Source organism: Weissella coleopterorum, from assembly GCF_011304355.1.
GTDB lineage: Bacteria > Bacillota > Bacilli > Lactobacillales > Lactobacillaceae > Weissella > Weissella coleopterorum.
This window is the reverse complement of the sequence record NZ_CP049888.1, coordinates 1,527,865-1,553,478: the sequence shown is the minus strand read 5'-3', so window position 1 is coordinate 1,553,478 and position 25,614 is coordinate 1,527,865. Positions and strand designations below refer to the sequence as shown.

Annotated in this window: 22 protein-coding genes and 7 tRNA genes; 25 read left to right on the top strand and 4 right to left on the bottom strand. The window is 36.9% G+C overall.

Translation table 11 applies throughout. The features are described 5' to 3' along the window. Window positions 1–7 precede the first annotated feature (7 nt). Window positions 8–1,531, top strand: coding sequence for a glycosyltransferase (locus tag G7084_RS07825; protein WP_166011553.1), 1,524 nt, complete (start codon window positions 8–10; stop codon window positions 1,529–1,531). Between the two features lie 121 nt (window positions 1,532–1,652). On the opposite strand, the gene G7084_RS07820 is transcribed toward G7084_RS07825, so the two are convergent. Then, window positions 1,653–1,723, bottom strand: a tRNA-Cys gene (locus G7084_RS07820). Window positions 1,724–1,920: 197 nt separating this feature from the next. Here G7084_RS07820 and G7084_RS07815 point away from each other — a divergent pair. The 10 genes from G7084_RS07815 (at window position 1,921) to rpsI (ending at window position 7,218) form a co-directional block, all read left to right on the top strand. Continuing rightward, window positions 1,921–1,993 (top strand) — tRNA-Val (locus G7084_RS07815). Window positions 1,994–1,995: 2 nt separating this feature from the next. Beyond that, window positions 1,996–2,069: transfer RNA gene (locus G7084_RS07810), tRNA-Asp, on the top strand. Window positions 2,070–2,076: 7 nt separating this feature from the next. After that, a tRNA-Phe gene (locus G7084_RS07805) sits at window positions 2,077–2,149 on the top strand. Between the two features lie 33 nt (window positions 2,150–2,182). Beyond that, a tRNA-Trp gene (locus G7084_RS07800) sits at window positions 2,183–2,253 on the top strand. Window positions 2,254–2,265: 12 nt separating this feature from the next. Continuing rightward, window positions 2,266–2,338: transfer RNA gene (locus G7084_RS07795), tRNA-His, on the top strand. Between the two features lie 52 nt (window positions 2,339–2,390). Beyond that, a tRNA-Leu gene (locus tag G7084_RS07790) sits at window positions 2,391–2,474 on the top strand. 745 nt (window positions 2,475–3,219) lie between these two features. Then, window positions 3,220–3,954, top strand: coding sequence for a Crp/Fnr family transcriptional regulator (locus tag G7084_RS07785; protein ID WP_166011551.1), 735 nt, complete (start codon window positions 3,220–3,222; stop codon window positions 3,952–3,954). A gap of 149 nt (window positions 3,955–4,103) precedes the next feature. Further along, the gene (locus G7084_RS07780) at window positions 4,104–6,125 is read left to right on the top strand and encodes a YwqG family protein (protein WP_166011549.1); all 2,022 of its coding nucleotides are present in this window, start codon (window positions 4,104–4,106) and stop codon (window positions 6,123–6,125) included. Between the two features lie 232 nt (window positions 6,126–6,357). After that, entirely contained in the window at window positions 6,358–6,801 is a 444-nt protein-coding gene (rplM, locus tag G7084_RS07775) for a 50S ribosomal protein L13 (protein ID WP_166011548.1), read from the top strand. Between the two features lie 24 nt (window positions 6,802–6,825). After that, a complete protein-coding gene (rpsI, locus tag G7084_RS07770; RefSeq protein ID WP_006844908.1) occupies window positions 6,826–7,218 on the top strand; it encodes a 30S ribosomal protein S9 in 393 nt (130 codons plus the stop codon). Between the two features lie 597 nt (window positions 7,219–7,815). Here rpsI and G7084_RS07765 read toward each other — a convergent pair. Then, window positions 7,816–8,547 (bottom strand): DUF554 domain-containing protein, encoded by a 732-nt coding sequence (locus tag G7084_RS07765; RefSeq protein WP_166011546.1) that lies wholly within the window; start codon window positions 8,545–8,547, stop codon window positions 7,816–7,818. 104 nt (window positions 8,548–8,651) lie between these two features. Between G7084_RS07765 and G7084_RS07760 the strand changes: the two genes are divergently transcribed. The 13 genes from G7084_RS07760 (at window position 8,652) to gnd (ending at window position 20,675) form a co-directional block, all read left to right on the top strand. Further along, window positions 8,652–9,536 (top strand): LysR family transcriptional regulator, encoded by an 885-nt coding sequence (locus G7084_RS07760; protein ID WP_166011543.1) that lies wholly within the window; start codon window positions 8,652–8,654, stop codon window positions 9,534–9,536. Window positions 9,537–9,582: 46 nt separating this feature from the next. Then, window positions 9,583–10,239: a DNA alkylation repair protein gene (locus G7084_RS07755; protein WP_166011541.1), complete on the top strand. Its 657-nt coding sequence runs from the start codon at window positions 9,583–9,585 to the stop codon at window positions 10,237–10,239. A gap of 82 nt (window positions 10,240–10,321) precedes the next feature. After that, a complete protein-coding gene (locus G7084_RS07750) occupies window positions 10,322–10,969 on the top strand; it encodes a YdeI/OmpD-associated family protein (protein WP_166011539.1) in 648 nt (215 codons plus the stop codon). A gap of 123 nt (window positions 10,970–11,092) precedes the next feature. Beyond that, entirely contained in the window at window positions 11,093–12,130 is a 1,038-nt protein-coding gene (locus tag G7084_RS07745; protein ID WP_166011537.1) for a zinc-dependent alcohol dehydrogenase family protein, read from the top strand. Between the two features lie 207 nt (window positions 12,131–12,337). Then, on the top strand, window positions 12,338–13,183 hold the full coding sequence (gene kduI / locus G7084_RS07740; protein WP_166011535.1) for a 5-dehydro-4-deoxy-D-glucuronate isomerase: 846 nt from the start codon (window positions 12,338–12,340) through the stop codon (window positions 13,181–13,183). A gap of 13 nt (window positions 13,184–13,196) precedes the next feature. Beyond that, entirely contained in the window at window positions 13,197–14,021 is an 825-nt protein-coding gene (kduD, locus tag G7084_RS07735; RefSeq protein WP_166011533.1) for a 2-dehydro-3-deoxy-D-gluconate 5-dehydrogenase KduD, read from the top strand. Window positions 14,022–14,117: 96 nt separating this feature from the next. Continuing rightward, entirely contained in the window at window positions 14,118–15,107 is a 990-nt protein-coding gene (locus tag G7084_RS07730) for a 2-keto-3-deoxygluconate permease (protein WP_281346953.1), read from the top strand. A gap of 19 nt (window positions 15,108–15,126) precedes the next feature. Next, a complete protein-coding gene (locus G7084_RS07725; protein WP_166011529.1) occupies window positions 15,127–15,783 on the top strand; it encodes a bifunctional 2-keto-4-hydroxyglutarate aldolase/2-keto-3-deoxy-6-phosphogluconate aldolase in 657 nt (218 codons plus the stop codon). 2 nt (window positions 15,784–15,785) lie between these two features. Then, window positions 15,786–16,535 (top strand): apurinic/apyrimidinic endonuclease family protein, encoded by a 750-nt coding sequence (locus G7084_RS07720; protein ID WP_166011527.1) that lies wholly within the window; start codon window positions 15,786–15,788, stop codon window positions 16,533–16,535. Continuing rightward, window positions 16,535–17,497 (top strand): sugar kinase, encoded by a 963-nt coding sequence (locus G7084_RS07715; protein ID WP_166011525.1) that lies wholly within the window; start codon window positions 16,535–16,537, stop codon window positions 17,495–17,497. The genes G7084_RS07720 and G7084_RS07715 overlap by 1 nt, the downstream gene beginning before the upstream one ends. Before the next feature lie 104 nt (window positions 17,498–17,601). After that, window positions 17,602–18,360, top strand: coding sequence for an IclR family transcriptional regulator (locus tag G7084_RS07710; protein ID WP_166011523.1), 759 nt, complete (start codon window positions 17,602–17,604; stop codon window positions 18,358–18,360). A 225-nt stretch (window positions 18,361–18,585) separates the two neighbouring features. Further along, window positions 18,586–19,671, top strand: coding sequence for a mannonate dehydratase (gene uxuA / locus G7084_RS07705; protein ID WP_166011522.1), 1,086 nt, complete (start codon window positions 18,586–18,588; stop codon window positions 19,669–19,671). 95 nt (window positions 19,672–19,766) lie between these two features. After that, window positions 19,767–20,675: a phosphogluconate dehydrogenase (NAD(+)-dependent, decarboxylating) gene (gnd, locus tag G7084_RS07700; protein WP_166011753.1), complete on the top strand. Its 909-nt coding sequence runs from the start codon at window positions 19,767–19,769 to the stop codon at window positions 20,673–20,675. Between the two features lie 157 nt (window positions 20,676–20,832). On the opposite strand, the gene G7084_RS07695 is transcribed toward gnd, so the two are convergent. Both G7084_RS07695 and G7084_RS07690 read right to left on the bottom strand, forming a co-directional pair. After that, entirely contained in the window at window positions 20,833–21,843 is a 1,011-nt protein-coding gene (locus G7084_RS07695; RefSeq protein WP_166011520.1) for a D-isomer specific 2-hydroxyacid dehydrogenase family protein, read from the bottom strand. A gap of 30 nt (window positions 21,844–21,873) precedes the next feature. Further along, on the bottom strand, window positions 21,874–23,412 hold the full coding sequence (locus tag G7084_RS07690; protein WP_166011518.1) for a gluconokinase: 1,539 nt from the start codon (window positions 23,410–23,412) through the stop codon (window positions 21,874–21,876). 632 nt (window positions 23,413–24,044) lie between these two features. Here G7084_RS07690 and G7084_RS07685 point away from each other — a divergent pair. Then, complete coding sequence (locus tag G7084_RS07685) at window positions 24,045–25,583, top strand: MFS transporter (RefSeq protein ID WP_166011516.1); 1,539 nt, start codon at window positions 24,045–24,047, stop codon at window positions 25,581–25,583. Window positions 25,584–25,614: the final 31 nt, after the last annotated feature.

The following is a 25,614-nucleotide window of genomic DNA, read 5'->3' as shown; positions in this document are numbered from 1 at the left end:
TAAATAAATGAATTATTTAATTAATGAAAATATTTTTACACTTAATTCTGGAACCGAGCATGCCCAGGCCCGCCGGATTAAAATGCTAAATCAAAGTGGACAATCTAGTAAATTTGTGACGCGTCAGTATAACCGTTATTTAGATCGGGATCGCCAAAATTTAGATCTAAAGACCGATCAAATTATCAATATGTATGATTTTTTTCAAGGTACGCTTGAACGGACCAGCCAACCACAAAATCTTAGGGATCTGCCTAGTTTACCACTGCAAAAGTATCATTTGGAAAATTCATCGCCAGATTATGCCATCGTGAAACACCATGGGCGCCAAATTTCCCGTGTTAATATTTTACCCGCTACGATTGGGTTGGTGGGTGAGGTGCTTTACAATGATCGGGCCGATAATGTTACATTGCGTGAAAATTGGGATTGGCGTGGGTTTTGTTCCTCAATTGACCGTTTTATGCCCGATGGCAAACTCAGTAGTCGTCAATTTTTAAATTTAGCTGGGGAAGTGGTTATTGAAGTTGTCTATATGGTCGGCGCGGGTGAGCTTCAACCAACTCAATGGCACTTAATTCAATACCATGGACGCGATTATCGGTTTAAAACAGAGAATGAACTCTTCCGGTTCTTTTTAAATGAATTGGGACGTCTGGATCCAACGGCGTTATTTATTTCAGAGCGGCGGTCGATGGATTTGATTGTGGCACAAATAGAGACTGTTAAGCATAAAATCGCCATTCTACATGAAGCACATACTCCTGATAGTGATCATCCTCAGCAGGGCGCATTATATCCGAGTTATCAACCGTTATTAGAATCAGTTGGCAGTCAATTTGACCTGATTTTGACGGCTACTAACGAGCAATGTAGTGATTTAGCGCAACGGTATCCATCTTTAAGATTTGCCCGAGTCCAGGATACGACGTTGTTTGCCCCAGAACTCGCTATTCAACCAAATGATAAGCGGATTGCTAGGCATTTGTTATGGTTGGGTCGCTTAAGTCCCGAACGTAATCCTGAGGGAGCGTTGAAATTATTAAAACAGATTCAAAGCCAGGTTTCGGATGTGACTCTTGAATTTATGGGATATGCGCAAAGTCCAGAATATTTAGAACAGTTTAAGAAGAAGATTATTCAAATGGGCTTGGGGCAAGTGGTTTTTATTTCGCCATATGGTGGTCCAAAACAAGTCCAAGTGGCCCTGCAAAGAGCCAGTATTTTAATTAGTACCGCGCCTGGAGAGGGGCAAGGAATGCACTTGGTAGAGGGCTTAGCGAATGGTTTGCCGCTTGTAGTAGTGGAAAACCGGTACACAACGCAAAATAATCATATTATTGAGGATGGTCAAAATGGACTAATCATTAATTTGAAGCAACCAAAGAAGTGGTTGCCAGCGCTACAAATCATATTAGAAGATGAAACCGCTTGGGTGGCGCTGCAACAACAGAGTTATCACAAAGCCCAAGCCTTTACGGTGGCAGCAGGTATAAAAAATTGGCAGGCAATCTTAGCACAGCTAGGATAAATAATAAATAAAATAAAAAGTCTCTTAAATGATAAACAGGACTTAATCCAAGCGTTAATTAAACTAACCTGGATAAAGCTGTCACCATTTGAGAGACTTTTAAAATTTGGGCTGATTTAGAAGGTAGTGACCGGAATCGAACCGGCGATCACGGTTTTGCAGACCGATGCCTTACCGCTTGGCTACACTACCAAAATATCCTCAACAATCAAATATTATACGATATAATGTAAATAAATTCAATGGTTTCGATGGTTTAGGCCTTGATCTAGGTTGGTGATAAGTATGTTTAAAAAATAAAATATAAAAACTTTGCTGAAAAGGGTTGCTAATATCAAAAATATCTTGTATACTTATTTTTGTTGTTGCGGTTGTAACAAATTAAAAATGGACGTTTAGCTCAGCTGGGAGAGCACCTGCCTTACAAGCAGGGGGTCACAGGTTCGATCCCTGTAACGTCCATTGGTCGCATGGTCTAGTTGGCTAGGACGCCTGCCTGTCACGCAGGAGATCACGGGTTCGAGCCCCGTTGTGACCGTTATAATGGCTCGGTAGCTCAGTTGGTAGAGCATACGATTGAAGCTCGTAGTGTCGGGGGTTCGATTCCCTCCCGCGCCATTTGGGACATCAAGTTCCATTAAAGAAATAAATAGGGATATAGTATAACGGTAGTACGACGGTCTCCAAAACCGTTGGTGTGGGTTCGATTCCCTCTATCCCTGCTTGATATAATGGCGGATGTGGTGAAGTGGTTAACACATCGGTTTGTGGTACCGACATGCGTGGGTTCGATTCCCATCATCCGCCCTCGAGATTTATTTCTCAGTATATATCTCGATTACGTTTAAACGTAGTCATTGCCGTTGTGGCGGAATAGGTAGACGCGCGGGACTCAAAATCCCGTTCTCGCAAGAGAGTGTGGGTTCGATTCCCACCGACGGCATAAAGTGTTTCAAAGACTGTATAACAAAAAGATGATTGTTATCTTAATGTTATACAGTTTTTTTGAACAATATTTTTACTTGATTCAAATCAGTTTGATGCATTAATTGATAGTATTCGTTCCGATTTTTATTGAGAACATTGTACGCTTTTCGTGAAAATAGCCTGTAACAGGCGTGCTGAAATTATATTTTGGGGCTGTAGAAAGCAAGTTTAAATTAAAAACTTAATTACAATTATTAGGATTTTGATTCTTTGGATCAAGTGTAAATAAATATAAAAGAAGAAAGTGATCGGTGAATGATTCTCTTTTTAATTTGGGAAATTATCATGACGGAGTGACCACGGGGTATTAAAAAAATTGCGGATACGGATGGTTAGTGGGTGTGAATGAATTTTGGGTTGTATTTTATTGAATTTAAATAATTGCTTTGATCTGAGCCGGTTAGAAAGCTGGTGATTCGTATTTTGCAGAGAGTATGTTAGTGAGTTAAACGGGCGTTATGTTTGGAATCTGGCTTAAAATGTCTTCCAATTTGCTTGGTTCTTCCTAAAGGTAACAAATGTAACTTTATTCCAACGCAAAAAGCATGTTAATTGATCAATCAATTGTGATGTTTCAATGAATATGCCGTTATAATTATGATGGGGAAAGTATGAATAATATGATCGTACTATACAAGGTGGTCAAACTTAGAAATTAAAAGATAAAAAAGCTATAAGAGGGCGTTAGGAGGTTGAGGATCATGGATTCGAATCAAGTCGCTCAAAATACTTTCAAAACGGAAAGTGAATATGTCGATTATTTAATGCGTAGGTTAGATAAGCTCCCTGTTGAATTTGCTATTAAACAAACCCTTAGTGAGGGGGCAATCTTGGCATCAGCTGGAGGAGTTGAAAATAGTGTCTATATCTTAAAACGTGGGGTGATTAGAAACTCCATTGTGACTGAGTATGTTGATGAAAATTCAGAAGGTCTATTCATGAATTTTTCATATGTTTATAAAACAGGCCTGGTTTCCTTGTTTTATGATGATCAGGAGCGTTTGGTAATCCAACCCTATGATGTGCATATCGAATCAGAGACGGCAGAGTTTTATAAAATTGATCGAATCTATTTTTGGAAATTAGTCAAAAGTGATCCAATTTTAAATAATTATGTTTTATCTTATTATCAAAGTCAGTTAAAAGAATATATGAAAATGATCAAAACTTATACTTTCAATGGTAAGTATGGGATGATATGTTCATTCTTATATGACTGTACTAAGATATTTGGGATAGAGCTTGATGGTGGACGGATTGAAATTAATCATAATATTTCACAACAAACGATCGCTGATTTTTGTGGTATTTCTACTCGTAGTTCCGTCACCCGAATTATTACAAAGTTAACTCATTTAGGAATTATTGAAAGTAAAAACCACCATTTTATTATTAACGATTTAGCCTATTTGAAGCAATACACCTTTGAATTTTAATGCAAAGGGTTTAATGAAGCATTAATCTCAGACTTAGGTTAGAACTAGGTTTGGGATTTTATTTGAATTAAGTACCAAATCATATCACTGGAAGATAAATTAATATGTGATAATGATACTTAAAATGCGGAAATAAAGGAATAGATTTAATGAAATGGCTTGAAATTAGAAGACAATATAAGGCGCAAAGAACGCGCCATATTCAATTAGCGAATGATTTGAAGCAAATAATGGGCCAACTGGCAGATAGCCGCCGTCAATTATTTCAATTGGTTCAGACCTCAGTAACGACCATAGATGATCAAAGTGACCTGAATTTAGAATTAAAACAAGCTATTCATTACGAGCTTAAATATTTTGCCAACGTGGCGGAGCCCCAAGTGATGGTGAAAAGCTGGATAGCTGACTATAATTTGGTGCAATTGACTCAAGTTGGTAAAGTGAGAGATCGTTTGATTTTTAATATTGTTAGTATCAGTTTAATTACACTGAGTTTGTTGTTGATTTTTCAAGGGACGGGGTCAATTAAACGTGAGGGCTGGATGATGCCTGGTTTAATTATTTTAATTAGTTTTAGTGTGGGGATGGGTTCCACATATTTGGAAGAACGTAAGTTGCAAAATATTTTACAGCAACAAATGGCGAAATTTGACGAAAAAAAGTCGCCGTTGTTAAAAATAATGGCTGAATTTAAGCGTACGCTTGAATTGACCCAGAGTAAAGTTAGTGTAATTAAAGACGGCCCAATTATGTCGCAAGATACGCCAGTTAATTTCGCTAGAGCTCGTGAAATAAATGTTGAAAATCATCTTATAAATTTTAATCAAGCTAGTGATTTTCAAAAAAATTTGTATCTCGACGCAATATTAATGAACTTGAAGCTTAATGGCGGTCATCGGTTTGATGTTTATCGGATTCCAGCATCAATTGATGATTTGCGCTTCGTTAAATTAAAGCTGACACGTGGACCTTGGGGGACAATTGATGCACCTTTCCCATCCACAGTAGAATTACCAGTAGTATATCCTTTTAACTTTGAGATGGTTTTGCATCAATTAGCGGAGCAGGATTACTTTGGGAAACTGCAAACGGATGCGGTGTTGATTATTAAGCAAGATGAATTTGAGATTGGTACTGTGACTCAACATGGTTGGCAAGTATGGCGTCATCCATTCAACGTTGGCGATTCGGAGATTACATTTGAATATTATCCATCAAGCTGGGCACGTGCTCGGCAAATTTATTTTAGATATCAAGGAAATAAATATTATATGTCCCTAGATGGTATTTTATATGAATACAGTAATTACGATATTACAGAAAAAACAGAATTAGCATGGCAAAAGGACTTTGAAGCTGATGATACGACCTTGATTGCGGAAACAGATTTAAACCAATTCAAGGCCCATACGCAAAAACCCATGCTTCACTTAACTTTGACGCCGCTTATTTCAGAAAATCAGGCGAATTTAGTCGTTAGTAAAGTTGGGGGGCAACCATATTGGCCCAGTCAGCAAACTTACCCCTTAGATGAGAATGGTCAAGCCATGATTCTATTAGCCCAACTTAATTTCGCACAATTACCAACGTTAGAAGAATTCCCCAACCATGGGATTTTACAATTTTATATCACTCGTAATAGCTATACTTATGGTGCGGATTTTGATGACTTAATAACTCAACGTAATTTTCGAGTGATCTATCATGAAAATATAACATGGCCTGGTGAGTATGCTCCGAAGTATCAAATGGATGCAGAACTTGATAAACTACCGTTTGATCGCACGTATCAAATCTCTGGTCAGCGCAAGCTGCAAGCTTTAACCACTTCGGCCAAAGAATTTGAAGCCGAAATAAATCAATACTATGCTCAATATCGCCTCAAGGACGACATGAACTCTGTCGATTCTCAGATTTTTGAGGATCAATTTATTGAAAAATTACAGAAGGATAATTTTGAATATGACCATCAATTGGGCGGGTATCCTTCGTTTACCCAGTGGGATCCACGATCGGTAGATTCAGATTATGATGTCCTACTTTTACAATTAGGTTCTAGTAAAGATGATACATATTGGGGAGATATGGGAATTGCCAACTTCTTCATTAGTCATGAAAAATTAGCTCAGCTTGATTTTTCAGATGTTGTGTATACTTGGGACTGTTACTAATTAGTTGAATTGGGAGACTGTAACTCAGCATTTGGGGATGGATTTCACGATGATTTTTGATGAAAAATTAGAAGATTAAATTATTGATATTTCATAGATATCCATTGACTACTTCTCAAAAAAAGGGTAAGATAATCGTTGGTATTGTTTACCATGCCACATTTGGGAATGTCCTGGTACGACTTTTTATTATTGGTAATGTAAACAAACAGAATTATTGGAGGAAATTTCCATGCGTACAACTTATATGGCAAAGCCAGGTGAGATCGATCGTAAGTGGTATATTGTTGATGCTACTGACGTGCCTTTGGGTCGTTTATCAACGGTCGTTGCATCAATCTTACGTGGTAAGAACAAGCCTACTTTCACACCACACATCGATACCGGAGATAACGTTATTGTTATCAACGCATCAAATATTGCGTTGACTGGTAAGAAGGCTACTGACAAGATCTATTATCACCACTCAAACCACCCTGGTGGATTGAAGGAACGCCAAGCTGGTGACTTGCGCGAGAAGAACCCACAACGTTTGATTGAACTTTCAGTTCAAGGAATGTTGCCAAAGGGAACTCTTGGTCACCAACAAGCTTTGAAGCTTCATGTCTTTGCTGATGCAAATCACAAGCACGAAGCCCAAAAGCCTGAATTGTTGGATATCAACAGCTTAATCTAATTTAGCAGAAAGGAGAAATAAGTTATGTCTACTGTACAATATTACGGAACTGGTCGTCGTAAGAACTCTGTTGCGCGTGTACGTTTAGTACCTGGAACTGGAGCAATTACTATCAACGGTAAGTCAGCCGAAGAGTACATTCCTTTCGCTAATTTGCGTGAGGTTATGATCCAACCATTTAACACTACTGAAACTTTGGGAAACTATGATGTTTTGGTTAATGTTAACGGTGGTGGTTTCTCAGGGCAATCTGGTGCCATCCGTCATGGTATCTCACGTGCCTTGTTAGAAGTTGATCCTGAATTCCGTGGAGCATTGAAGGCAGCAGGATTGTTGACTCGTGACTCACGTATGAAGGAACGTAAGAAGCCAGGACTTAAGAAAGCCCGTAAAGCTTCACAATTCTCAAAGCGTTAATCTTTATTATCGTTTCAGAATTATTAAAACACTCACCTTGGTGGGTGTTTTTTTATAATTTTAAATTAAATAACTTTGGTATAATGCAAGTAATTTGGATGGAATTAAGCGGGTGATAACATGACAAATACTGATACTGATACTGATATAAATGTAACTGGTGCGCTTTTTTAAACAAAAATGAAAATGGCGTTGCAGTTTCTTGAAAGATGATCAATATTATAGATGCAATTGGTACATACAAGATCGAGTTTGAAAAAGCAGTCCGTATGTTAAACGATAATCACCATTTTTAAGGCTTAATCCTAAGAAAAAATGGATATTAATATTTTTTCTGATCATCGGTTGGAAATTGTAAAAATTACCAAGAGGAGCAAGTTTCCAAAGATCGATTTCATAATAATTTACGACTCATGCACTCAAATGAATTAAATGAAGAAGTTACGGCTTGGATGCGGTAAGCGTAACATTCTTAAAAGCCTCTTTGAAATTTTAAATTTAAGATTGAAGGGTACTGCTAATTCATTTCTCTGAAGTTCAACGGTTCATTAAAAATGATGCAAAAAAAGGGGTCCAATATGGACTCCTTTTTTAGATTTAATTTGCTAATATTGGTAAAATCCAATTTATCCAAGCCCAACTGAAGGGCATGATTAGTAACATCGACGGAATCATGTCAGCAGTGGGAAAAATTTTAATTTTGGTCATCCGGAAGCCAGTGGCTAACATCAATGCACCACCCACGGCTTTGAAATCCACAATCATCGCGGGAGTAGTTAATGGATAAATAAAACCAGCTAATAGGAATAATATGTAAAAAATAATAAATTGTGGCACAACAATAAATGAAACCACGTATCCTAAATTAGCCGCAAAAATAATGGCGGTGAAGAAATCCAAGATTGATTTTGAAATTAAAATTGTGGCATCGCCAGTCATACCATTGACTAGTGAGCCGTAAATTCCAGTTCCTGAAGCCGTGAATAAAACAATGGCTGTGATTAATGTAGACATAAATTCATCTTCTGGTATCTCGGATTTAACAGGTGCAATTTTAGCAATCCCTCGTTGCATTAAACTCGCACCACGGTTAATCCAAGCCCCAAAGTGTAAAATCAAACCAAGGGCGGTTCCAATAATAATAGCAAAAATAACAGCTGCCATATTTTTAGTGGGTGCAATGGCAATAATTCCCATCACCATTGATGAAATTCCAAAGATGAGGTTGATTTCCTCTTTAAAACGTTCTGAAAGTAGGTGGCCGGCAAGGCCGCCAATTAAGCCACCAATAAAAATGGCGGCGACATTTATAATAATTCCTGTGGGCATGATCATCCTCCTCAATACTTGTATTTTAGAAGTTCTCTTTGCCATCAGCAATTCGGAAACAATGATATAATATTCCAAACAGGAATAGATGAGGAGGAGCTTGAATGGATCTTCAAAAATTAGAGATTTTTTTAAATCTTGCTAAAACAATGAATTACTCAGAGACCGCGGCCCAATTATTTACAACCCAAGGAAATATCTCTAAACAAATTATGGCTTTGGAAAAAGAATTTGGTACCAATCTAATCGACCGCCAACATCGGCAAATTAAGTTAACATCAGCAGGGAAGATAGTTTTAGATTTGGCACCGAAAATCATCAATGATTTTCAAAGAATGCAACAAAAAATCCAAGCCAGTCAGCAATATGCAGACCGTGTATTAAAAATTGTGACCGTCCCATCGGTGGCAAATTATCGGGGTTTAGAATTAATTATCAATTTTCAGACACAGCACCCTGAAATTAAATTAGATTTAACCGAGGTGGAAGGTGATCATGTGATGGATTTCTTAAGAAATGGCGAGAATAGTGTAGTTTTTGGTCGTGATTTTGGATCACAGCAAAAAAAGTATGACAGTGTCATTACTGAAGATGATCAATTTGTCTGTCTCTTGCCGCGTCAACATCCTTTAGCACAACAGGACCAGATTGCTTTGACATCTTTAGCTCAAGAAAATTTTTTATTATTAGGTCGGGAAACGCTGCTATTTGACCGGGTTATGGTTTTGACGCAAAAAGCAGGATTTGAACCCCATGTCAGTTATTCTGGACGTCAACTTAATATTATTTTAAGTATGATTGCTAGAGGATTAGGGATCTCGATTGTGATGGAAAAAAGCGTTGATTTGCCTGATGATGGCAACATTGTAAAACGTCCGCTAGATTTGACTGAAAGTAGTCAAATGTTATTTATGCGAAACTATAATGTTAAGTATTCACGGTCGGTCGAATTGTTTTGGACTTTTTTGCAAAAACAAAGCCAAGGCTGAACATAAACTAAGGCTCCATCAAAGATAAATATAAAGAGGATGAAAAATGAAGATTAAAGACCTAACCGAAGTGTTCAACGAGTACGCAAATCTAGAAAACGCACTGAAGCAAAAGCAATATCTTCGCAATAAATTTGATTTTTTCGGGATTGCATCACCAAAACGAAAACAAGCTTATCATCATTTACTTAAGGTCGAAAAGGCACAACAGGTGATCGATTGGAACCTACTCAAACAAATTTGGGAGCAACCGCAACGTGAATATCAATATTTTGTAATTGATTATTTAACGGAACTAAGAAAATTTATTCAGTTTGAAGATGTATCTCAAATTGAATACTTTCTTCGAACGAAACAATGGTGGGATTCCATTGATGGCTTTAACCGTATTATGAGCAATTTAGGATTAGTTGATGCGCGATTGGATCAAGTTATGTTACAGTGGTCGCAGGATAATGATTTTTGGCTTCGGCGAGTTGCCATTGACCACCAGTTATCACGTAAAGAATTGACGAAGATTGCGTTATTGGAGCAGATTTTATTAAATAATCTCGGTAGCGATGAATTTTTTATTAATAAAGCAATTGGTTGGGCGTTGAGAGATTATTCTAAATATAATCCCCAGTGGGTTGAAAAATTTATTAATAATAATCGATCAAAAATGGCGCCTTTAAGTATTCGAGAAGCTAGCAAATATCTATAATTTTAAGAATCAAGCATGGTTCTTCTGATGATAAGATCCAATTTTCATAGTACAAATGATTGGAATAATAAGGTGAGTTACGATGGAAAATAAAACCATTATTGAAAAACTGAAATTAATACAATTTAAGCATCCAATTGTGATTAATCCAATTGAAGATGATTTAGTAAAACGATTGAAAGCCCAAGTTAATGTGCTTGAGGCGACGGATTTAATGATTATTTTTATTAAAAATGTGGACGAACTTCAAAATTATTTTAAAAGGGTACAGGGACTGATTGAAGAAGGCGGAGTGCTAGCTTTTGCATATGCCAAAAAGGGTAATCAACGCTATACGACATATGTACATCGTGATGATCTTTTTCCAGCGCTCCGAGTCGATGATGATGGGTATCCGGAAAATAGTTTACTGAAATTTAATCGAATGGTAAAGTATGACGATGATTTTACGTTAGTTGCTCTAAAAAGAACGCTGCAACATGAAGTAACGCAAAAAGATGCTCGGGTGGCAGACTACGAGCAGTACGTTCCTCAAATTATGAAACAACTAGTCGGGGAAAACCGGGACTTTTTTCAACAATTAACGCCCGGCTATCAAAAAGCATGGGCTCGTTACATATATAGTGCTAAAACTAAAGCGACGCAGGACAAACATTTTGATGAAATGCAAAAGATTCTGGCGCAAGGCTACAAATCGAAAGAATTATATCAACGGAATAGGCAGATATAATGAAATAGAACAATTAAAGCGATTGCTTTAAGTCTAATTACAATGATACGATTATCATAATAATTCAAATGTTGCAGGATGCCATTAAAGGATCCAGTCAAGAAAATTGGGAGCATATATTTTATGAAAGCAACTATATTTATGAAACCCGGAAAAGTTGAAGTGCAAGATTTAACTAAGCCAGTGATCGAAAAAGAAACGGATGCAATTGTTCGCGTCGTTCGAGCCTGTGTCTGTGGATCGGATTTATGGTGGTACCGTGGTATTTCAGATCATCAATCAGGGGCGGCAGTTGGACATGAAGCCATTGGAATTGTCGAGGCTGTTGGCTCAGCAATTGATGCGATTCAGCCTGGTGATTTTGTCGTGGTGCCCTTTACGCATGGTTGTGGTCATTGTGTGGCTTGTTTGGCGGGCTTTGATGGCGATTGCTTGAATCGTGATGGTAGTTCAGTTGGTTATCAAGCCGAATATTTACGTTATGATAATGCAAATTGGGGCTTGGTAAAGATTCCCGGACAGCCAGCAGATTATTCTGAGGAAATATTAAACTCATTATTAACTCTATCAGATGTTATGGCCACTGGGTATCATGCGGCAGCGACCGCTGAGGTTAAAGCCGGTGATACGGTGGTAGTGATGGGAGATGGTGCAGTCGGCTTATGCGGTGTCATTGCGGCCAAGTTACGAGGCGCTTCTCGTATTATTGCTATGAGCCGACATTTGGATCGTCAAAAATTAGCCCTTGAATTTGGGGCGACAGATATTGTTGCTGAACGTGGTGACGAGGCGGTGACTAAGGTTCTTGAGTTGACTAATGGTGGAGCTGATGCGGTGCTCGAGTGTGTTGGGAATGAACAATCTGTTGATACTGCCTTAAAGGTTGGTCGACCTGGAGCGATTGTGGGTCGTGTCGGAATTCCGCAAAAAGCCGAGATGAATACTAATGTTTTGTTCAGACGTAATATTGGGTTACGTGGTGGAATTGCTGCGGTTACTACTTATGATAAGAATATATTATTAGATGCGGTTTTGAAGGGACAAATTAATCCGGGCAAGGTCTTTACGCAAAGCTTTACGTTGGATAATATTCAAGCTGCTTATGCTGCGATGGATGAACGGAAAGCGATTAAGTCGTTAGTAATTGTGGCTGATAAATAAATTATAAATAAAAAGCATTAGTTAATGACATCCATTAGCTAATGTTTTTTTGCGATTTTATTTATTGATAATATTATTTTAGGATGCGTGACTTAAAAAAGATAAATAAAGCGTTTACATTTAAAAAACATGGTTGTATAATTGCGTCGTAAACAAATAAGAAACTTTGTTTCCTTATAGGAAATTAAGAATAAAGGAGAAATAATCATGACTTTTAAAATGGAAACTAAATATGCTCATGCACCTAAAGATATTGAACATTATTCAACCGCTGAAATGCGAGAAGAATTTTTAATGGAAAAGATCTTTAATCCAGGGGATGTTTTGTTGACTTATACTATGAATGATCGACTTATTTTTGGTGGTGTTACGCCAACGATTGAACCCTTAGAAATTATTTTAAATTCAGAACTTGGGGTAAATTTCTTTTTAGAGCGTCGTGAATTAGGATTTATTAATATTGGTGGTGCGGGATACGTTACCGTTGATGGTAAAAAAGATCTTATGAATAAACAAGATGGTTACTATGTCAGTATGGGAACTCAGCATGTGATTTTTGAATCAGTTGATGTTAATAATCCTGCAAAATTCTATGTTGCATCGGCACCTGCGCATAAAGTATATCCGTCAAAAAAAATCGCAATTGAGGATATAACTCCGTTGACTCCTGGAGATCAAGAACATATGAATAAGCGTAAAATTTATCAATATATTCATCCAAATCAAGTTGAAGCTAATCAACTACAAATGGGATATACGGTCTTAGCAAATGGGTCTTCTTGGAATACAATGCCAGCGCATACCCATATGCGCCGAATGGAAACATATATGTATTTTGATTTTGCAGATAAGGATACGCGTGCCATGCATATCATGGGAACCCCTGATGAAACAAAACACATTTTCTTAGAATCCGAACAAGCAGTTACGAATCCATCATGGTCAATCCATTCTGGTGTAGCAACGGGATCGTATACATTCATTTGGGCAATGTGTGGTGAAAATATTACGTATGATGATATGGATCATGTTGATATGCATAATTTGAAATAGAGGTAGATAAGTAATGGCAGAATATTATGAACCAATCGAAGAAATTCAAGCGCGTGCTAAAGATTTACAAACATTTAGCATGAAACAATTTAGTTTGACCAATAAGGTGGCAATTGTGTCTGGTGGAAACACTGGATTAGGACAAGCTTATGTTGTCGCTTTTGCAGAAGCAGGAGCCGACATTTATGTTCCCACGTTTACTAGTGAAGGCTGGGAAGAGACGAAAAGGTTAGTTGAAGCTAAAGGGCGAAAAGTTATTTTTGAAGAAGTCGATTTAACTAAAGAGGATGCACCGAAACAAGTAATTGAACATACATTATCTGCGTTTGGTCATATCGACATTCTAGTTAATAATGCTGGTATGATTCGGCGAAATAATTTGGTAGATTCTAAGCAAACGGATTGGGATGCTGTTATGAATATCAATCTTAATGTTGTCTATCGCCTATCGATGGCAGTTTTACCTATTTTTAAGAAACAAAATTCAGGAAAAATTATTAATATTGCATCAATGCTTTCATATTTTGGTGGGAAATTTGTACCAAGTTATACGGCTTCAAAACACGGTGTTGCGGGATTGACTAAAGCTTTTGCATCTGAAGCTAGTGCCTGGAATATTCAAGTCAACGCTATTGCTCCTGGGTATATTGCTACTTCAAACACGGCTCCAATTCGAGCTGATCAAGAACGTAATGATGAAATTTTAGGTAGAATTGCTGCTGGACACTGGGGACAAACAAATGAATTGATGGGCGGAGTGGTATTCTTAGCATCACCTGCATCAAATTATATTACCGGAATTATTATGCCAATTGACGGCGGATACTTAGTACGATAGTGGTTAAAGAATAGTATTTTAATATGGTCTTAATAGGACTTAAAAAAAGTATTGTTCGCGCCTTATTTGTGAAAAAATACACAAAAGTGTAGGAAGATAGAGAAAGATCATGGAGATAAAAAAACAATAGAGAAGGTTCCGGGTGGAATGATGGTGGTGCCACTCCTTTTCGGGGCCGTGATTCATACTTTTTGGCCTAAATCTGCTGAATTCTTGGGTGGGTTTACGGGGTCGTTTATGACAGGAACAGGAGCAATTTTATTTATCTTTTTCTTTGCGCTAGGGACAGGATTAGATATTCGGTCGACAGGACGAATTGCTCGTAAAGGGATGAACATGCTTCTTGCAAAAGTATTCTTAGCCGCACTATTGGGGATTTTAGCAAGTCGAATATTACCAAATGGTGGTGTAACAAGCGGTATTTTTAGTGGATTATCAGTTTTGGCAATTATTGCTTCTTTTAATGCCATTAATGGCGGGTTACTTGTTGCTTTATTAACGCCTTTAAATCGAAAAATTGATGTTGCATCATATCCGTTCTTTTCAATTCAATCAGGGCCCTTCTTTACCATGATTACCCTAGGGGCTGCCGGCCTTGGTCAATTTCCTTGGCAAGCCTTATTATCGACATTAATACCTTATATTCTAGGAATTCTATGTGGATCATTAGATCCTGATATGCGCAAAATGTTTGCGCCGGTGGCTGGAACATTAGTTCCATTTTTCGCATTTACGCTTGGATATTCATTAGATTTGAGTATGATAGTCCGTTCTGGCTTTACAGGAATTATCATGGGAATCGCAGTTGTATTGGTAAGTGGACTTGTTATGTGGGCTGCCGATCGCTTTATTAGTGGGTCTGATGGTTTGGAGGGAATTGCAGCATCGTCTACTGCTGGAGCTGCGGTCACAGTACCAGCTACTATTGCTATGATGGATAAAACCTATTCAGCTACGGCAGATTCAGCTACAGCAATTGTAGCGACTTCAGTAATTGTGACGGCCATCTTAACTCCGATGTTAACAATGTGGTACTACAAACGATTAATTAGGACTAATCGTTTAGAAGATCAAATGAAATATTAAAAAAATGGAGAAAAATATAATGCAAAAAGTTGAAACATTGAAAAAATTAACTCAAGCTGGTGTGATTGCAGTTGTTCGAGCTAATACTGGTGAAAAAGCGGTTAAGATTGTTGATAAATTAATTAGCGGTGGTATTAGAGGAATTGAATTAACATTTTCTGTTCCAAATGCGCCCCAAGTTATTGAAGCATTGGTCAAAAAATATAACGATAAAGAAGATATTGTCATTGGTGCCGGAACGGTTCTAGACGCAGTTACTGCACGTCTAGCAATCCTTGCAGGAGCAAAATATATTGTTTCTCCCTCATTTGATATTGAAACCGCCAAAATAGCTAATTTATATCAAATTCCATATCTGGCTGGGGCAATGACTATTACTGAAATGAAACTAGCTTTGGAGTACGGGGTTGATATTATCAAGTTATTCCCTGGGTCAGAAGCATCACCTTCTATGGTTAAAGCAGTTAAGGCACCATTACCACAGGCCAATATTATGCCAACTGGAGGGGTCAATTTAGAAAATATGCATACATGGATTGAAGCTGGCGTGGTAGCCGTTGGAGTTGGCGGTAGTCTGTTAAAGCCCGCTGATACGAATGATTGGACTGGGTTAGAACAAAATGCTAAAAAATATGTAGAACGGTATGCGGAGATTATAAATAATAAGGAGTCGTAGTTATGGCTAAAACAAAAATTATTATTAATACCCTGGTGTATGAACAAGCGCATAGTAACGGAATGCAACAAATTGATTTTGTAGATGACGTTAAGGCGCAAGGAATTGACATGATTGAAGTTCGTCGTGAATATTTTACAGATATCAAAAAAGAAATCCCTTCCTTAACAAACAAAATAAGGCAAAATAATTTTAAATTATATTTGAGTATTCCAGATATGATCTTTGATTTTGACGGACATGTAAATGGCAAATTTATTCAATATGTAAATGAAGCTGAATTAATGTCTGCAACCGCTATGAAGATGAACATTGGTCATTTTGAAAAAGCTCAATTGTCAGATTGGATGATACTTGAGCAGTCAATGTCGAAAAAAATTCAATTAAACGTTGAAAATGATCAAACTATTTTAAATGGGACTTTAACTCCAATTGTAGATTTTTTTAAAATTATTGAAGAGAAACAACTTAATATTAAATTTGTTTTTGATTCATATAACTGGCGTTATGTAGATGAAGATGAGATAGTTGCGGCTCAAAAATTGTATCCATACATTTCAATTTTACATTTAAAGAACGTTATTAAATGGGATAAAAGCTATAAAGTAGTAGCTTTTGATCAAGGAATTGGTGAGTGGCGAACATTATTAAATGACATGCCAAGGAATGTTTTAGTTGCTCTAGAATACCCAGAAGCATCATCTGAGCAGTTAAAAAATCAAATTAATAAATTAGAAAAGGAATTGAAATAATGAGTGAAGTTGTAACGATGGGTGAAGCAATGGCAGTTTTTGCTGCGACAGATTTGGACCAACCATTGTGGAGCGCAAATCACTTTGATAAATATTTAGCAGGGGCAGAAGTAAATGTAGCTACGGGAGTTGCACGCTTAGGACATTCAGTAGAATATATTACTCAATTAGGAATGGATCCAATTGGGAAATTTATTCAATACCAACTGGAAAATAATAATATTGGGACTGAATATGTTAATTTTTCGGATGAATATCAAACAGGATTAATGTTTAAACAGCGAGTTAGTGTGGGCAATCCCGAAACAGCAAATTATCGTAAAAATTCTGCAGCCTCGCATTTTAATGATAAGAATATTGATAAAATTGATTTTCATGATACTAAGATAATTCATTTAACTGGTATTTTCCCCGCATTATCAGAAACTACAAGACTAGCTACGGAACGATTATTTGCGATGGGGAAAAATTCCAAAAAAATTACAACGATTTTTGATACAAACTTACGACCCGCATTATGGCATTACAAACAAGAGATGATAGAAACTGTTAATGATTTTGCACATCAAGCTAAGATTGTATTGCCAGGAATTCATGAGGGCGAAATTTTAGTTGGTTCCAGCAACCCCGAACAAATTGCTGATTTTTATCTAACAAATTCTGATATTACTGAGGCAGTGGTTGTTAAATTAGGATCGGATGGAGCGTTCGTTAAAGAAAAAAATGGAAATAAATTATTAGTTCCTGGTTATAAAGTAGATACAATTATTGATACAGTTGGTGCGGGAGACGGTTTTGCAGTGGGGTTGATTACCGGAATTTTAGAACAATTATCATTGGCTGATTCAGTTAGGCGGGGTAATGCGATTGGATCATTAGCAGTCCAATCAGCAGGTGACAATGATGGTTATCCCAATGCAGATGAATTGATGGATTATATTGCCCAACGTTCGATTAATTAATGAATTTATCAATCAATTTGAAAGGCTAAGATATAATGTCTTGGCTTTTTACATTTTTTAATAAATGTTATGCTGATAGCATAATTAAAGTGAGGCAATAATTTATGATAAAAAATGAACCAAAATTATATGGTAGTACTTTAGTAAAAGCAAAGATGATTTTAGACTATTTAGCCAAGCAAATAAATTCAACAACTTTAACTAAACTTAGTCAAGAAATTGGAATAACAAAACCCACTGTTCGCAAAATTATGGATACGTTGGTTTATTTAAATTGGGTAACTGAAACACAGAATGGTTTTTTATTAGGAACGGGAGTTATTCAGTACGCAGAAGCAGCTCGAAATCAGTTTAATATTGTACAGATTGCTGAACCTTATCTCAATCGGCTAAGTGAAAAATTTGGTGAGACTATTAATCTAGTTATGCCCCATGGCAATCATGTTATTTTGGTTAACAAATATGAAGGCAGTCACTCAGTGGCTCTAAAATCGGTCATTGGGGGGCAAATGGATCTGTATTCGACCTCGGTAGGTAAATCAATATTAGCCACATATGATGATAATAAATTAAATCAGTATCTAGCGGTTACAGAATTAAAAGCAAAGACCTCTTCCACCATTGATAATGCAGAAGATTTGCGTATAGAATTAGAGAAGGTGAGAATTCGGGGATTTGCTTACGAAAATGAAGAGAATGAATTTGAAATATCATGTGTTGGGACTTCGTTGGAGGTTGGTGGGCAAATTTTAGGTGCATTTAGTATTTCCGCCCCTTCATATCGGGTTACAGATGAATCAATGCGTGAATTTTCAAGAGCGATTTTGAAAACGAAAGCTGAAATTTTGCAAAAGTTTAATTAATGGTGATGTCGTAATGTTTAAAATGTGATATATTAACAACGTTAGAAAACGCTTGCATTACAAGCGGTTTTTCTCTGAGTGAAAGCAAATGTATCAAAATACTGAGGAATAAAACTCATTATTTTTATATAATTTAGTATATTAGTATCCTAGTTGTAAAAGTGGCTGTTGTTGTTTAGCTAGATGAATTTGAATCTTTAATTACTAAGAAAGAGAGTAAGTATTATGAAAATGATATTTCGTTGGTTTGGAGCTCAAGAAGACACGATTACTTTGGAACAAATTAAACAAATTCCAGGTGTAAGGGGAGTCGTACCCGCGTTATTTGATATTCCGGTTGGTGAAGTTTGGTCAGAGCGAGCAATAAAAAATATGCTTGATGAAATTCATCAGGCTAATTTAAGTGCTGAAGTAATTGAATCAGTGAACATTTCAGATGATATAAAAAATGCGGGACCACTGCGCGATCAACACATTGCTAATTATCAAACTACTATTCGCAATTTAAGTAAGTATGGGGTTAAAGTAATTTGTTATAATTTTATGCCTATTTTTGATTGGCTTCGTACTGATCTAGCATATCCTTTGTCAGATGGCTCGCAAGCTATGGCATATTTTAAAGATGAAGTACCTCAAACGGCGGAAGAATTGATTGGCGATATGGAAACTGCCTCAAATGGATTTAGTTTACCTGGTTGGGAAAAAGAAAGATTATCTGATATTGAATCCTTATTTAAAAAGTATCAACAAATTGATAATCAACAATTATTTGAGAACCTAGTTTATTTCCTCAAAGCTATTATCCCAGTATGTGAAGAAGTGGGCGTTAAAATGGCATTACATCCGGATGACCCATCTTATCCACTTTTTGAGTTACCAAAAATAGTTAGTACAGAAACAGATTTATTGAGAATTGTGCATGCAGTTGATAGCCCAGCGAATGGTATTACACTTTGTACGGGATCATTAGGTTCTAATCCAGAAAATGATCTTATCAGTATTACTGAGAAATTAAGTCACTTGGATCGAATACCGTTTCTTCACTTAAGAAATATTAAGTTCATGGATCCACAAAAACAAAATTTTCATGAGGCATCACACTTAACAGCAGATGGGTCAATTGATATGTATGGTGTGATTCATGCTTTGGTGCAAAACGGTTGGGATGGTTATGTTCGACCAGACCATGGACGAATGATTTGGGGTGAAGATGGTCGGCCTGGTTATGGACTGTATGATCGTGCATTAGGCGTAGCATATTTGAATGGACTGTTTGAAGCGGAGGAAAAAAATAAGAAGGATGAGGCATAGCGTTAGTATTTTTTGAAAACGCTTGCACTTAAATGATATAATCCGTATAATCATTAATGTAGAATACTAATATATCAGATAAGAGGTAATTAATGATGAAATTAGGAATGATCGGTTTAGGTAAGATGGGGCTTGGCTTGTCAGAAAATGCAGTAGACAATGGAAATGAAATTGTCGCATTTGACTTGAATAAGGACTTTGTTAAGGCAGCAACTGACTACTCAGATAAGATTTCTGGTGCAGAATCAATTGAAGACATGTTGGCACAATTGCCATCACCAAAGATTGTATGGGTTATGGTCCCTGCGGGAGCCCCAACGAACTCAACAATTGATGACTTGATCTCAAAGATGGATGCTGGAGATATCATCATTGATGGTGGAAACTCAAACTACAAGGATAACTTGGAACAAAACAAGCGGACCACTGCAGCGGGAATTAAGTTCTTCGATGCAGGAACATCAGGTGGAATGGATGGGGCCCGGAATGGTGGAAACTTCATGATTGGTGGAGATGATGCCAAGGCATGGGAAATTTTGGAACCATTGTTTGAAGGAATCGCTCAAGAAGGTGGATACCTTTACACTGGACGATTGGGATCAGGACATTACTTGAAGATGGTTCACAATGGAATCGAATATGGAATGATGCAAGCGATTGGAGAAGGATTTGAAATTCTAGAAGCTTCACCATTTGATTACGACTTGGAAAAGGTGTCACATTTGTGGAACCACGGATCAGTGGTTCGATCATGGTTGATGGAATTGGCCGAAGAACAATTCGGTAAGGATCCAAAGTTGGACGATATCACAGGACGAGTGGTAGCAACAGGAGAAGGAAAGTGGACTGTTGAGGAAGCTTTGGACAACCAAGTACCAGCACCAGTAATTGCAATGTCATTGATGATGCGTAACCGATCATTGCAAGCTGATACCTTTACTGGAAAGGTTGTTTCAGCCTTGCGGAATGGTTTCGGTGGTCATGCCATGGAAAAGAAAGACTAATTCTTAAATTATTAATGAAAACGAATCAAAGCGGTTGTGTTAAAGACAACCGCTTTTTGTTTGTGTAATATAAAAAACGGCTGAATTATGAAAATATTCAGTCGCTTAAAGAAAGTATTAATGATTAAATGTATTATTGATTTTAGTAATATAGATTTTATAAATTCTTTAATTCATCAGTTAGCGTAATTTCGCGGACTAGTGGTTGATGATTAATGAAATTTTCAACATCACTAACACACTTCTCACCCATTGCATGAAGGCAATCATCAGTATAGGCAGAAGTATGTGGGGTTACGATGATATGATTGTTTTTCAAAAACGGATGATCTTGTTGAACGGGTTCTTCAATCATCGTATCCGTTCCATAACCAGCAATTTTACCTGATTCAATAGCATTTAATAGGGAGGGTTCATTAATTAAAGCTCCACGAGCGGCATTGGTTATATAGACGCCATCCTTCATTAAACTAATTGAATCAGTGTTAATAATTTCTTCGGATGTTGCATTTAATGATGCATTTAGTGAAATGAAATCTGATTCTTTGAGTAATGTTTCTAAGGAAACATGTTCAATTTTAGGGTTAGCTTCAAACCACCCATCAGCGGCATGGGGCTCCGGATCAGCAACTAATACGCGACCATTGAAGGCGTATAAAAATAGTTCTGCAACCCGGCTACCAATATTTCCGCAGCCAATAACACCGTAAGTTTTACCAGTAAAATTAGTTCCTTGAAAATCAGCTCGGTTGGACCAATCGCCTTTGTGAGTTGCTGAGTCAGCGGCAACGGTTCTTCGCGTAATAGCTAAAAGATTTGTGAAAGCATTTTCGGCGACAGCATCACGTTCAACTAATTGTGAAACTAGGGTTACCAGTGTACCGTGTTCACGAGCAGCAGGAACGTCCACATTGTTATAGCCAATTCCGTGTCTCGAAAGTAATAATAATTCGTCTTTATTTTCAAAAAATTCACGTGTGAAATTTGGAGTAACACTGGCAATAATAATATTAAATCCGTGAAGTAATTCTGCTAATTCTTTCCCTGGTATTTGTTGATCCACTATGAAACGTTGAACAGTTCCAATTTTTTCTAGGCGTTGTATGTGTTCGGGATAGATTTTCCCGAAACTATTTGAGTTAACTAATGCAATTTTGTATTCTGGCATAATAAAGGCTCCTTAAAGACCATAGTTTTCTTATTCTGTAAATTCACGTTGATAGTCAGCAATCGCTGAAAAATCTTGTTTTAGATCACGAGTGACATTAATAAAAATTTCCATCATAGCTCGATAACGAGCAAAATTTTTAGGATTAGGTTTATATGTAGTAACATCACCAATATATTGGTTAATTTCAGATAATTCTTTAGCTTCACCTAGGGCCATCTTAGCTAGAAACATTGCAGCCAATGTTCCAGATTCAAAGGCAATCGGCACATGAACCGGTGTTTCAAAAATATCTGCCATCATTTGACACCAAACTTTGGACCTGGAGAAACCACCAGTAGCCATAATTGTTTTTGGTTCACCCGTGACTTCCCGCATAGTAAGCATGACTGAATAAATATTAAAAATGATACCTTCAAGAACTGCACGAACCATATCGGCTCTAGTGTGGGACTCAGTCATTCCAAAAAATGATCCACGGGCATTTGCATCCCAAATTGGAGCACGTTCACCCTCTAGATAAGGTAAAAATAAAAGGCCATTTGCGCCAGCAGGAACGTTAGCAGCTAAGTCAGTTAAGTAGTCGTAGGGGTCCATTTCAAGGTTCTTAGAATCTAGGTCATCAAATAAATGGTCGCGAACCCATCTAAAAATAACGCCACCATTATTGATGGGACCACCGACAATCCACTTTTTATTAGGTAAGATTGGGTAACAATACACTCGACCTTTGGCATCAATTAATGGTTGGTCAACTAATGAACGAATGGCAGCAGATGTTCCAATGGTCACCGCGAGTGTTCCTTCTTCAGTAGCGCCAACACCAATGTTTGATAACACGCCATCTGAAGCGCCAAGAACAAATTTAATATTTTCTGGTAATCCCATTTCTGATGCATACTCAGGATTAATACCGGTAATAAAATCAGTACTGCTAGTCAATTCTGGTAATTGTTTTGCAGAAATACCAGCAAAGTGCATTGCATCAAGATCCCAATCTAAATTTTTGAGATTGAGAAAACCAGTCGATGATGCTACTGAATAATCGGTGACATAACGATTAAATAATTTATAAAAAATATATTCTTTAATGCCGAGCCATTGAGCGGTCTTATTAAAAATAGAAGGTGATGTTTTTTTCAACCAAGCTAATTTAAAAATAGGAGCCATGGGGTGCGTGGGGACACCTGTATTTTCGAATAATTTTTTTGCTAATTCGGGCTGGTTCTTTTTGAGATTGGCAACAATTTTTTCAGAGCGATTGTCTGCCCACGTTAAAATGTTAGTTAATGGGTTACCATCCTCATCGACTGCCATTAAACTATGTTGTTGGACCGAGAATGACACTGCTTTAATGGGATTACTTGTTGTGTCAATTTGTTCGGTAACATTTTTAATACTGGCAACAACAGCTTGAAAAATTGTATCTGGATTTTCTTCGGCCTTATCCGGACGATCAGTAATGAGTGGATAATATTCAGTCGCAGCTCCGAGAATTTTTGCATCGTCACTGTAAATAATTGTTTTAGTACTAGTTGTACCAATATCGACACCAATATAACTTGCCATAGAAAACTCCTTTTAACCTTATTATTAATATATTAGTATTTCACAATGTTATTATATTGATTTTTGTAAGCGCTGTCAACTCGTCTTTACAGGTTCATTACAGATTCATTTTTTAAATATTATTGTTAAACAATTAGAAAAAAACAATTTGGTCGAACATTAAAGTTTACATAAACACCCATTTATTTAATTAAAAAAAGATGCATTAATGAAGCTTATTATCGTCATTATGGAAATTAAATCAAACATGTCATTAAAATATACATTAATTTTTCGAATCTAAAATAAAAGAATCTAGACTAACATTTGGCTATATACATGTATTTATAAAATATATTTAGAATTTAATATATAATTTTTGATTACCAGTCGGTAAACGGAACAGAAGTATACGATCATTGATTTAGATGAATGATGAATTAATCTAGGGAAAGATAATTTGATGGGAAGCACATGGCTAGATGGGGTGTGATAACTTACGTTAAGTAAATTTTTTTATTAATAAATGTAAAAAAACAAAAAATTAATATATCAATTAACTCTTTAATGTGATATATTAATTTTGTACAGAAGGAAAGCGCTTTCATTGTTACTTGTAATTTTTCTTGGATTTATTTAATAGGAGTTTAGACATGGAACATACGAATTGGGTATATACCTCTAAAGACATTAATGTCTTTAGAGGGATTGAATATGGTTTGACTGATTTAATGGGTGGGGGTTGGAATAACATCGTTTCTGGTGTTATTTTTGCATATCTCACACTCTCTGTAGGACTTGATCCAGCAATGGCGGGTGCTATTACTGGAATTGCTCGAATTGTCGATGCAATATTCTCATTACTGTTTGGAGCGATTACAGATGGCTTCTATAAGACCAAACTTGGTAAAAAATTTGGTCGCCGGCATTTTTGGATGTTTGTTGGAATGGTAGGATTTGCAATTTCATTTATGAGTTTCTGGATTCCCGCTACTTCCATTTTTGGACCTGGACATGATTTTATTTATTATTTGATCGTGTATTCATCGACAGAAATTTTTGTTGGAATGATTTTGATACCTTGGGAAACATTGCCAACAGAAATGACTGATGACTATACAAAGCGAACTATTTTGTCTGGATCGCGTATGTTTATCTCAGCTACTGGAACGACATTAGTATTCTTTATTTTGGCATTTCTACAATCGCTACCATCCGAAGAAGCTAAGAAAAATGCCTATTTGTTAGCAGGTGTATTTTGGACAATTATGTTTGTGATTGCAATCTTCATCTCATACCGTTCAACTTGGGAGCGTCCGTTAACTGAGGAATTTGTGAAAGAATTAGATTCACGCCCCAAACTGACTTTGGGGCAGTTCTTAGCTCAGACGGTGCATGATTATGCCGCCACTTTTAAAAATGCCTCATTCCGTAAACATTTGGTCATTTACTTGTTTTCATTCACAGGAAAAGACTTTTATGCTACTTTGTTGCCAACGTTTATTATTGTGGCGGTCGGATTGAAAGATAATATTCCATGGATTTTGAATGCCTTTGCTGCATTTGGAATTTTGTCAACATTATTGGCTACTCGGCTGATGATCACTAAGGGACCGAAATACCTTTACCAACTTTCATATTTTAGTATTATCATTGCCATGTTTGGCTATGTTGTCGTTTACTTTATGCATATTCACAACCCAATCGTAATTTTGATGGTAATTACAGCCCTTTATCAAATGGGACGTGGAATTCTAGAATTTACGCCATGGAATGTATTTCCTTTCATTCCAGATGTAGATCGACTAATTACGCGTGAAGATAAAGCAGGAACCTATGCCGCTGTAATGACTTTCTTCCGTAAGTCGACCGGAGCCTTAGCTACTTATGTTGCCGGACTACTTTTGGAAGCTGTAGGATATACAGCAGGTAATTTGCATCCTTCAATGGATGTTCGAAATGCGATTACTTGGATTTTCTTCATTGGTCCGATTGTACTATTGATCATTGCTTTGATGGTGTCGTGGACATTTAAGTTGAATAAGAATACCCACGCAGTCTTAAAGGCAGAAATTAATCGTTTGGAAGCTGGTGGTTCAAAACAAGATGTTGATCCTGAAACACAAAAGATTGTTGAAGAATTGACAGGTCATGCTTATGCAACGCTCTGGCCAGAAGATGTCCAGTTATAATTTTAAATTACGATTTAAATTTAGGAGGAAT

Coding starts and splice junctions, on each gene's coding strand:
- G7084_RS07745 (WP_166011537.1), top strand. CDS start 11,093: ATGAAAGCAACTATATTTATGAAACCCGGAAAAGTTGAAGTGCAAGAT.
- G7084_RS07715 (WP_166011525.1), top strand. CDS start 16,535: ATGAGTGAAGTTGTAACGATGGGTGAAGCAATGGCAGTTTTTGCTGCG.
- G7084_RS07780 (WP_166011549.1), top strand. CDS start 4,104: ATGAAATGGCTTGAAATTAGAAGACAATATAAGGCGCAAAGAACGCGC.
- G7084_RS07750 (WP_166011539.1), top strand. CDS start 10,322: ATGGAAAATAAAACCATTATTGAAAAACTGAAATTAATACAATTTAAG.
- rpsI (WP_006844908.1), top strand. CDS start 6,826: ATGTCTACTGTACAATATTACGGAACTGGTCGTCGTAAGAACTCTGTT.
- G7084_RS07755 (WP_166011541.1), top strand. CDS start 9,583: ATGAAGATTAAAGACCTAACCGAAGTGTTCAACGAGTACGCAAATCTA.
- G7084_RS07765 (WP_166011546.1), bottom strand. CDS start 8,547: ATGCCCACAGGAATTATTATAAATGTCGCCGCCATTTTTATTGGTGGC.
- gnd (WP_166011753.1), top strand. CDS start 19,767: ATGAAATTAGGAATGATCGGTTTAGGTAAGATGGGGCTTGGCTTGTCA.
- rplM (WP_166011548.1), top strand. CDS start 6,358: ATGCGTACAACTTATATGGCAAAGCCAGGTGAGATCGATCGTAAGTGG.
- G7084_RS07720 (WP_166011527.1), top strand. CDS start 15,786: ATGGCTAAAACAAAAATTATTATTAATACCCTGGTGTATGAACAAGCG.
- G7084_RS07690 (WP_166011518.1), bottom strand. CDS start 23,412: ATGGCAAGTTATATTGGTGTCGATATTGGTACAACTAGTACTAAAACA.
- G7084_RS07710 (WP_166011523.1), top strand. CDS start 17,602: ATGATAAAAAATGAACCAAAATTATATGGTAGTACTTTAGTAAAAGCA.
- G7084_RS07825 (WP_166011553.1), top strand. CDS start 8: ATGAATTATTTAATTAATGAAAATATTTTTACACTTAATTCTGGAACC.
- G7084_RS07725 (WP_166011529.1), top strand. CDS start 15,127: ATGCAAAAAGTTGAAACATTGAAAAAATTAACTCAAGCTGGTGTGATT.
- kduD (WP_166011533.1), top strand. CDS start 13,197: ATGGCAGAATATTATGAACCAATCGAAGAAATTCAAGCGCGTGCTAAA.
- G7084_RS07685 (WP_166011516.1), top strand. CDS start 24,045: ATGGAACATACGAATTGGGTATATACCTCTAAAGACATTAATGTCTTT.
- G7084_RS07695 (WP_166011520.1), bottom strand. CDS start 21,843: ATGCCAGAATACAAAATTGCATTAGTTAACTCAAATAGTTTCGGGAAA.
- kduI (WP_166011535.1), top strand. CDS start 12,338: ATGACTTTTAAAATGGAAACTAAATATGCTCATGCACCTAAAGATATT.
- G7084_RS07785 (WP_166011551.1), top strand. CDS start 3,220: ATGGATTCGAATCAAGTCGCTCAAAATACTTTCAAAACGGAAAGTGAA.
- G7084_RS07760 (WP_166011543.1), top strand. CDS start 8,652: ATGGATCTTCAAAAATTAGAGATTTTTTTAAATCTTGCTAAAACAATG.
- uxuA (WP_166011522.1), top strand. CDS start 18,586: ATGAAAATGATATTTCGTTGGTTTGGAGCTCAAGAAGACACGATTACT.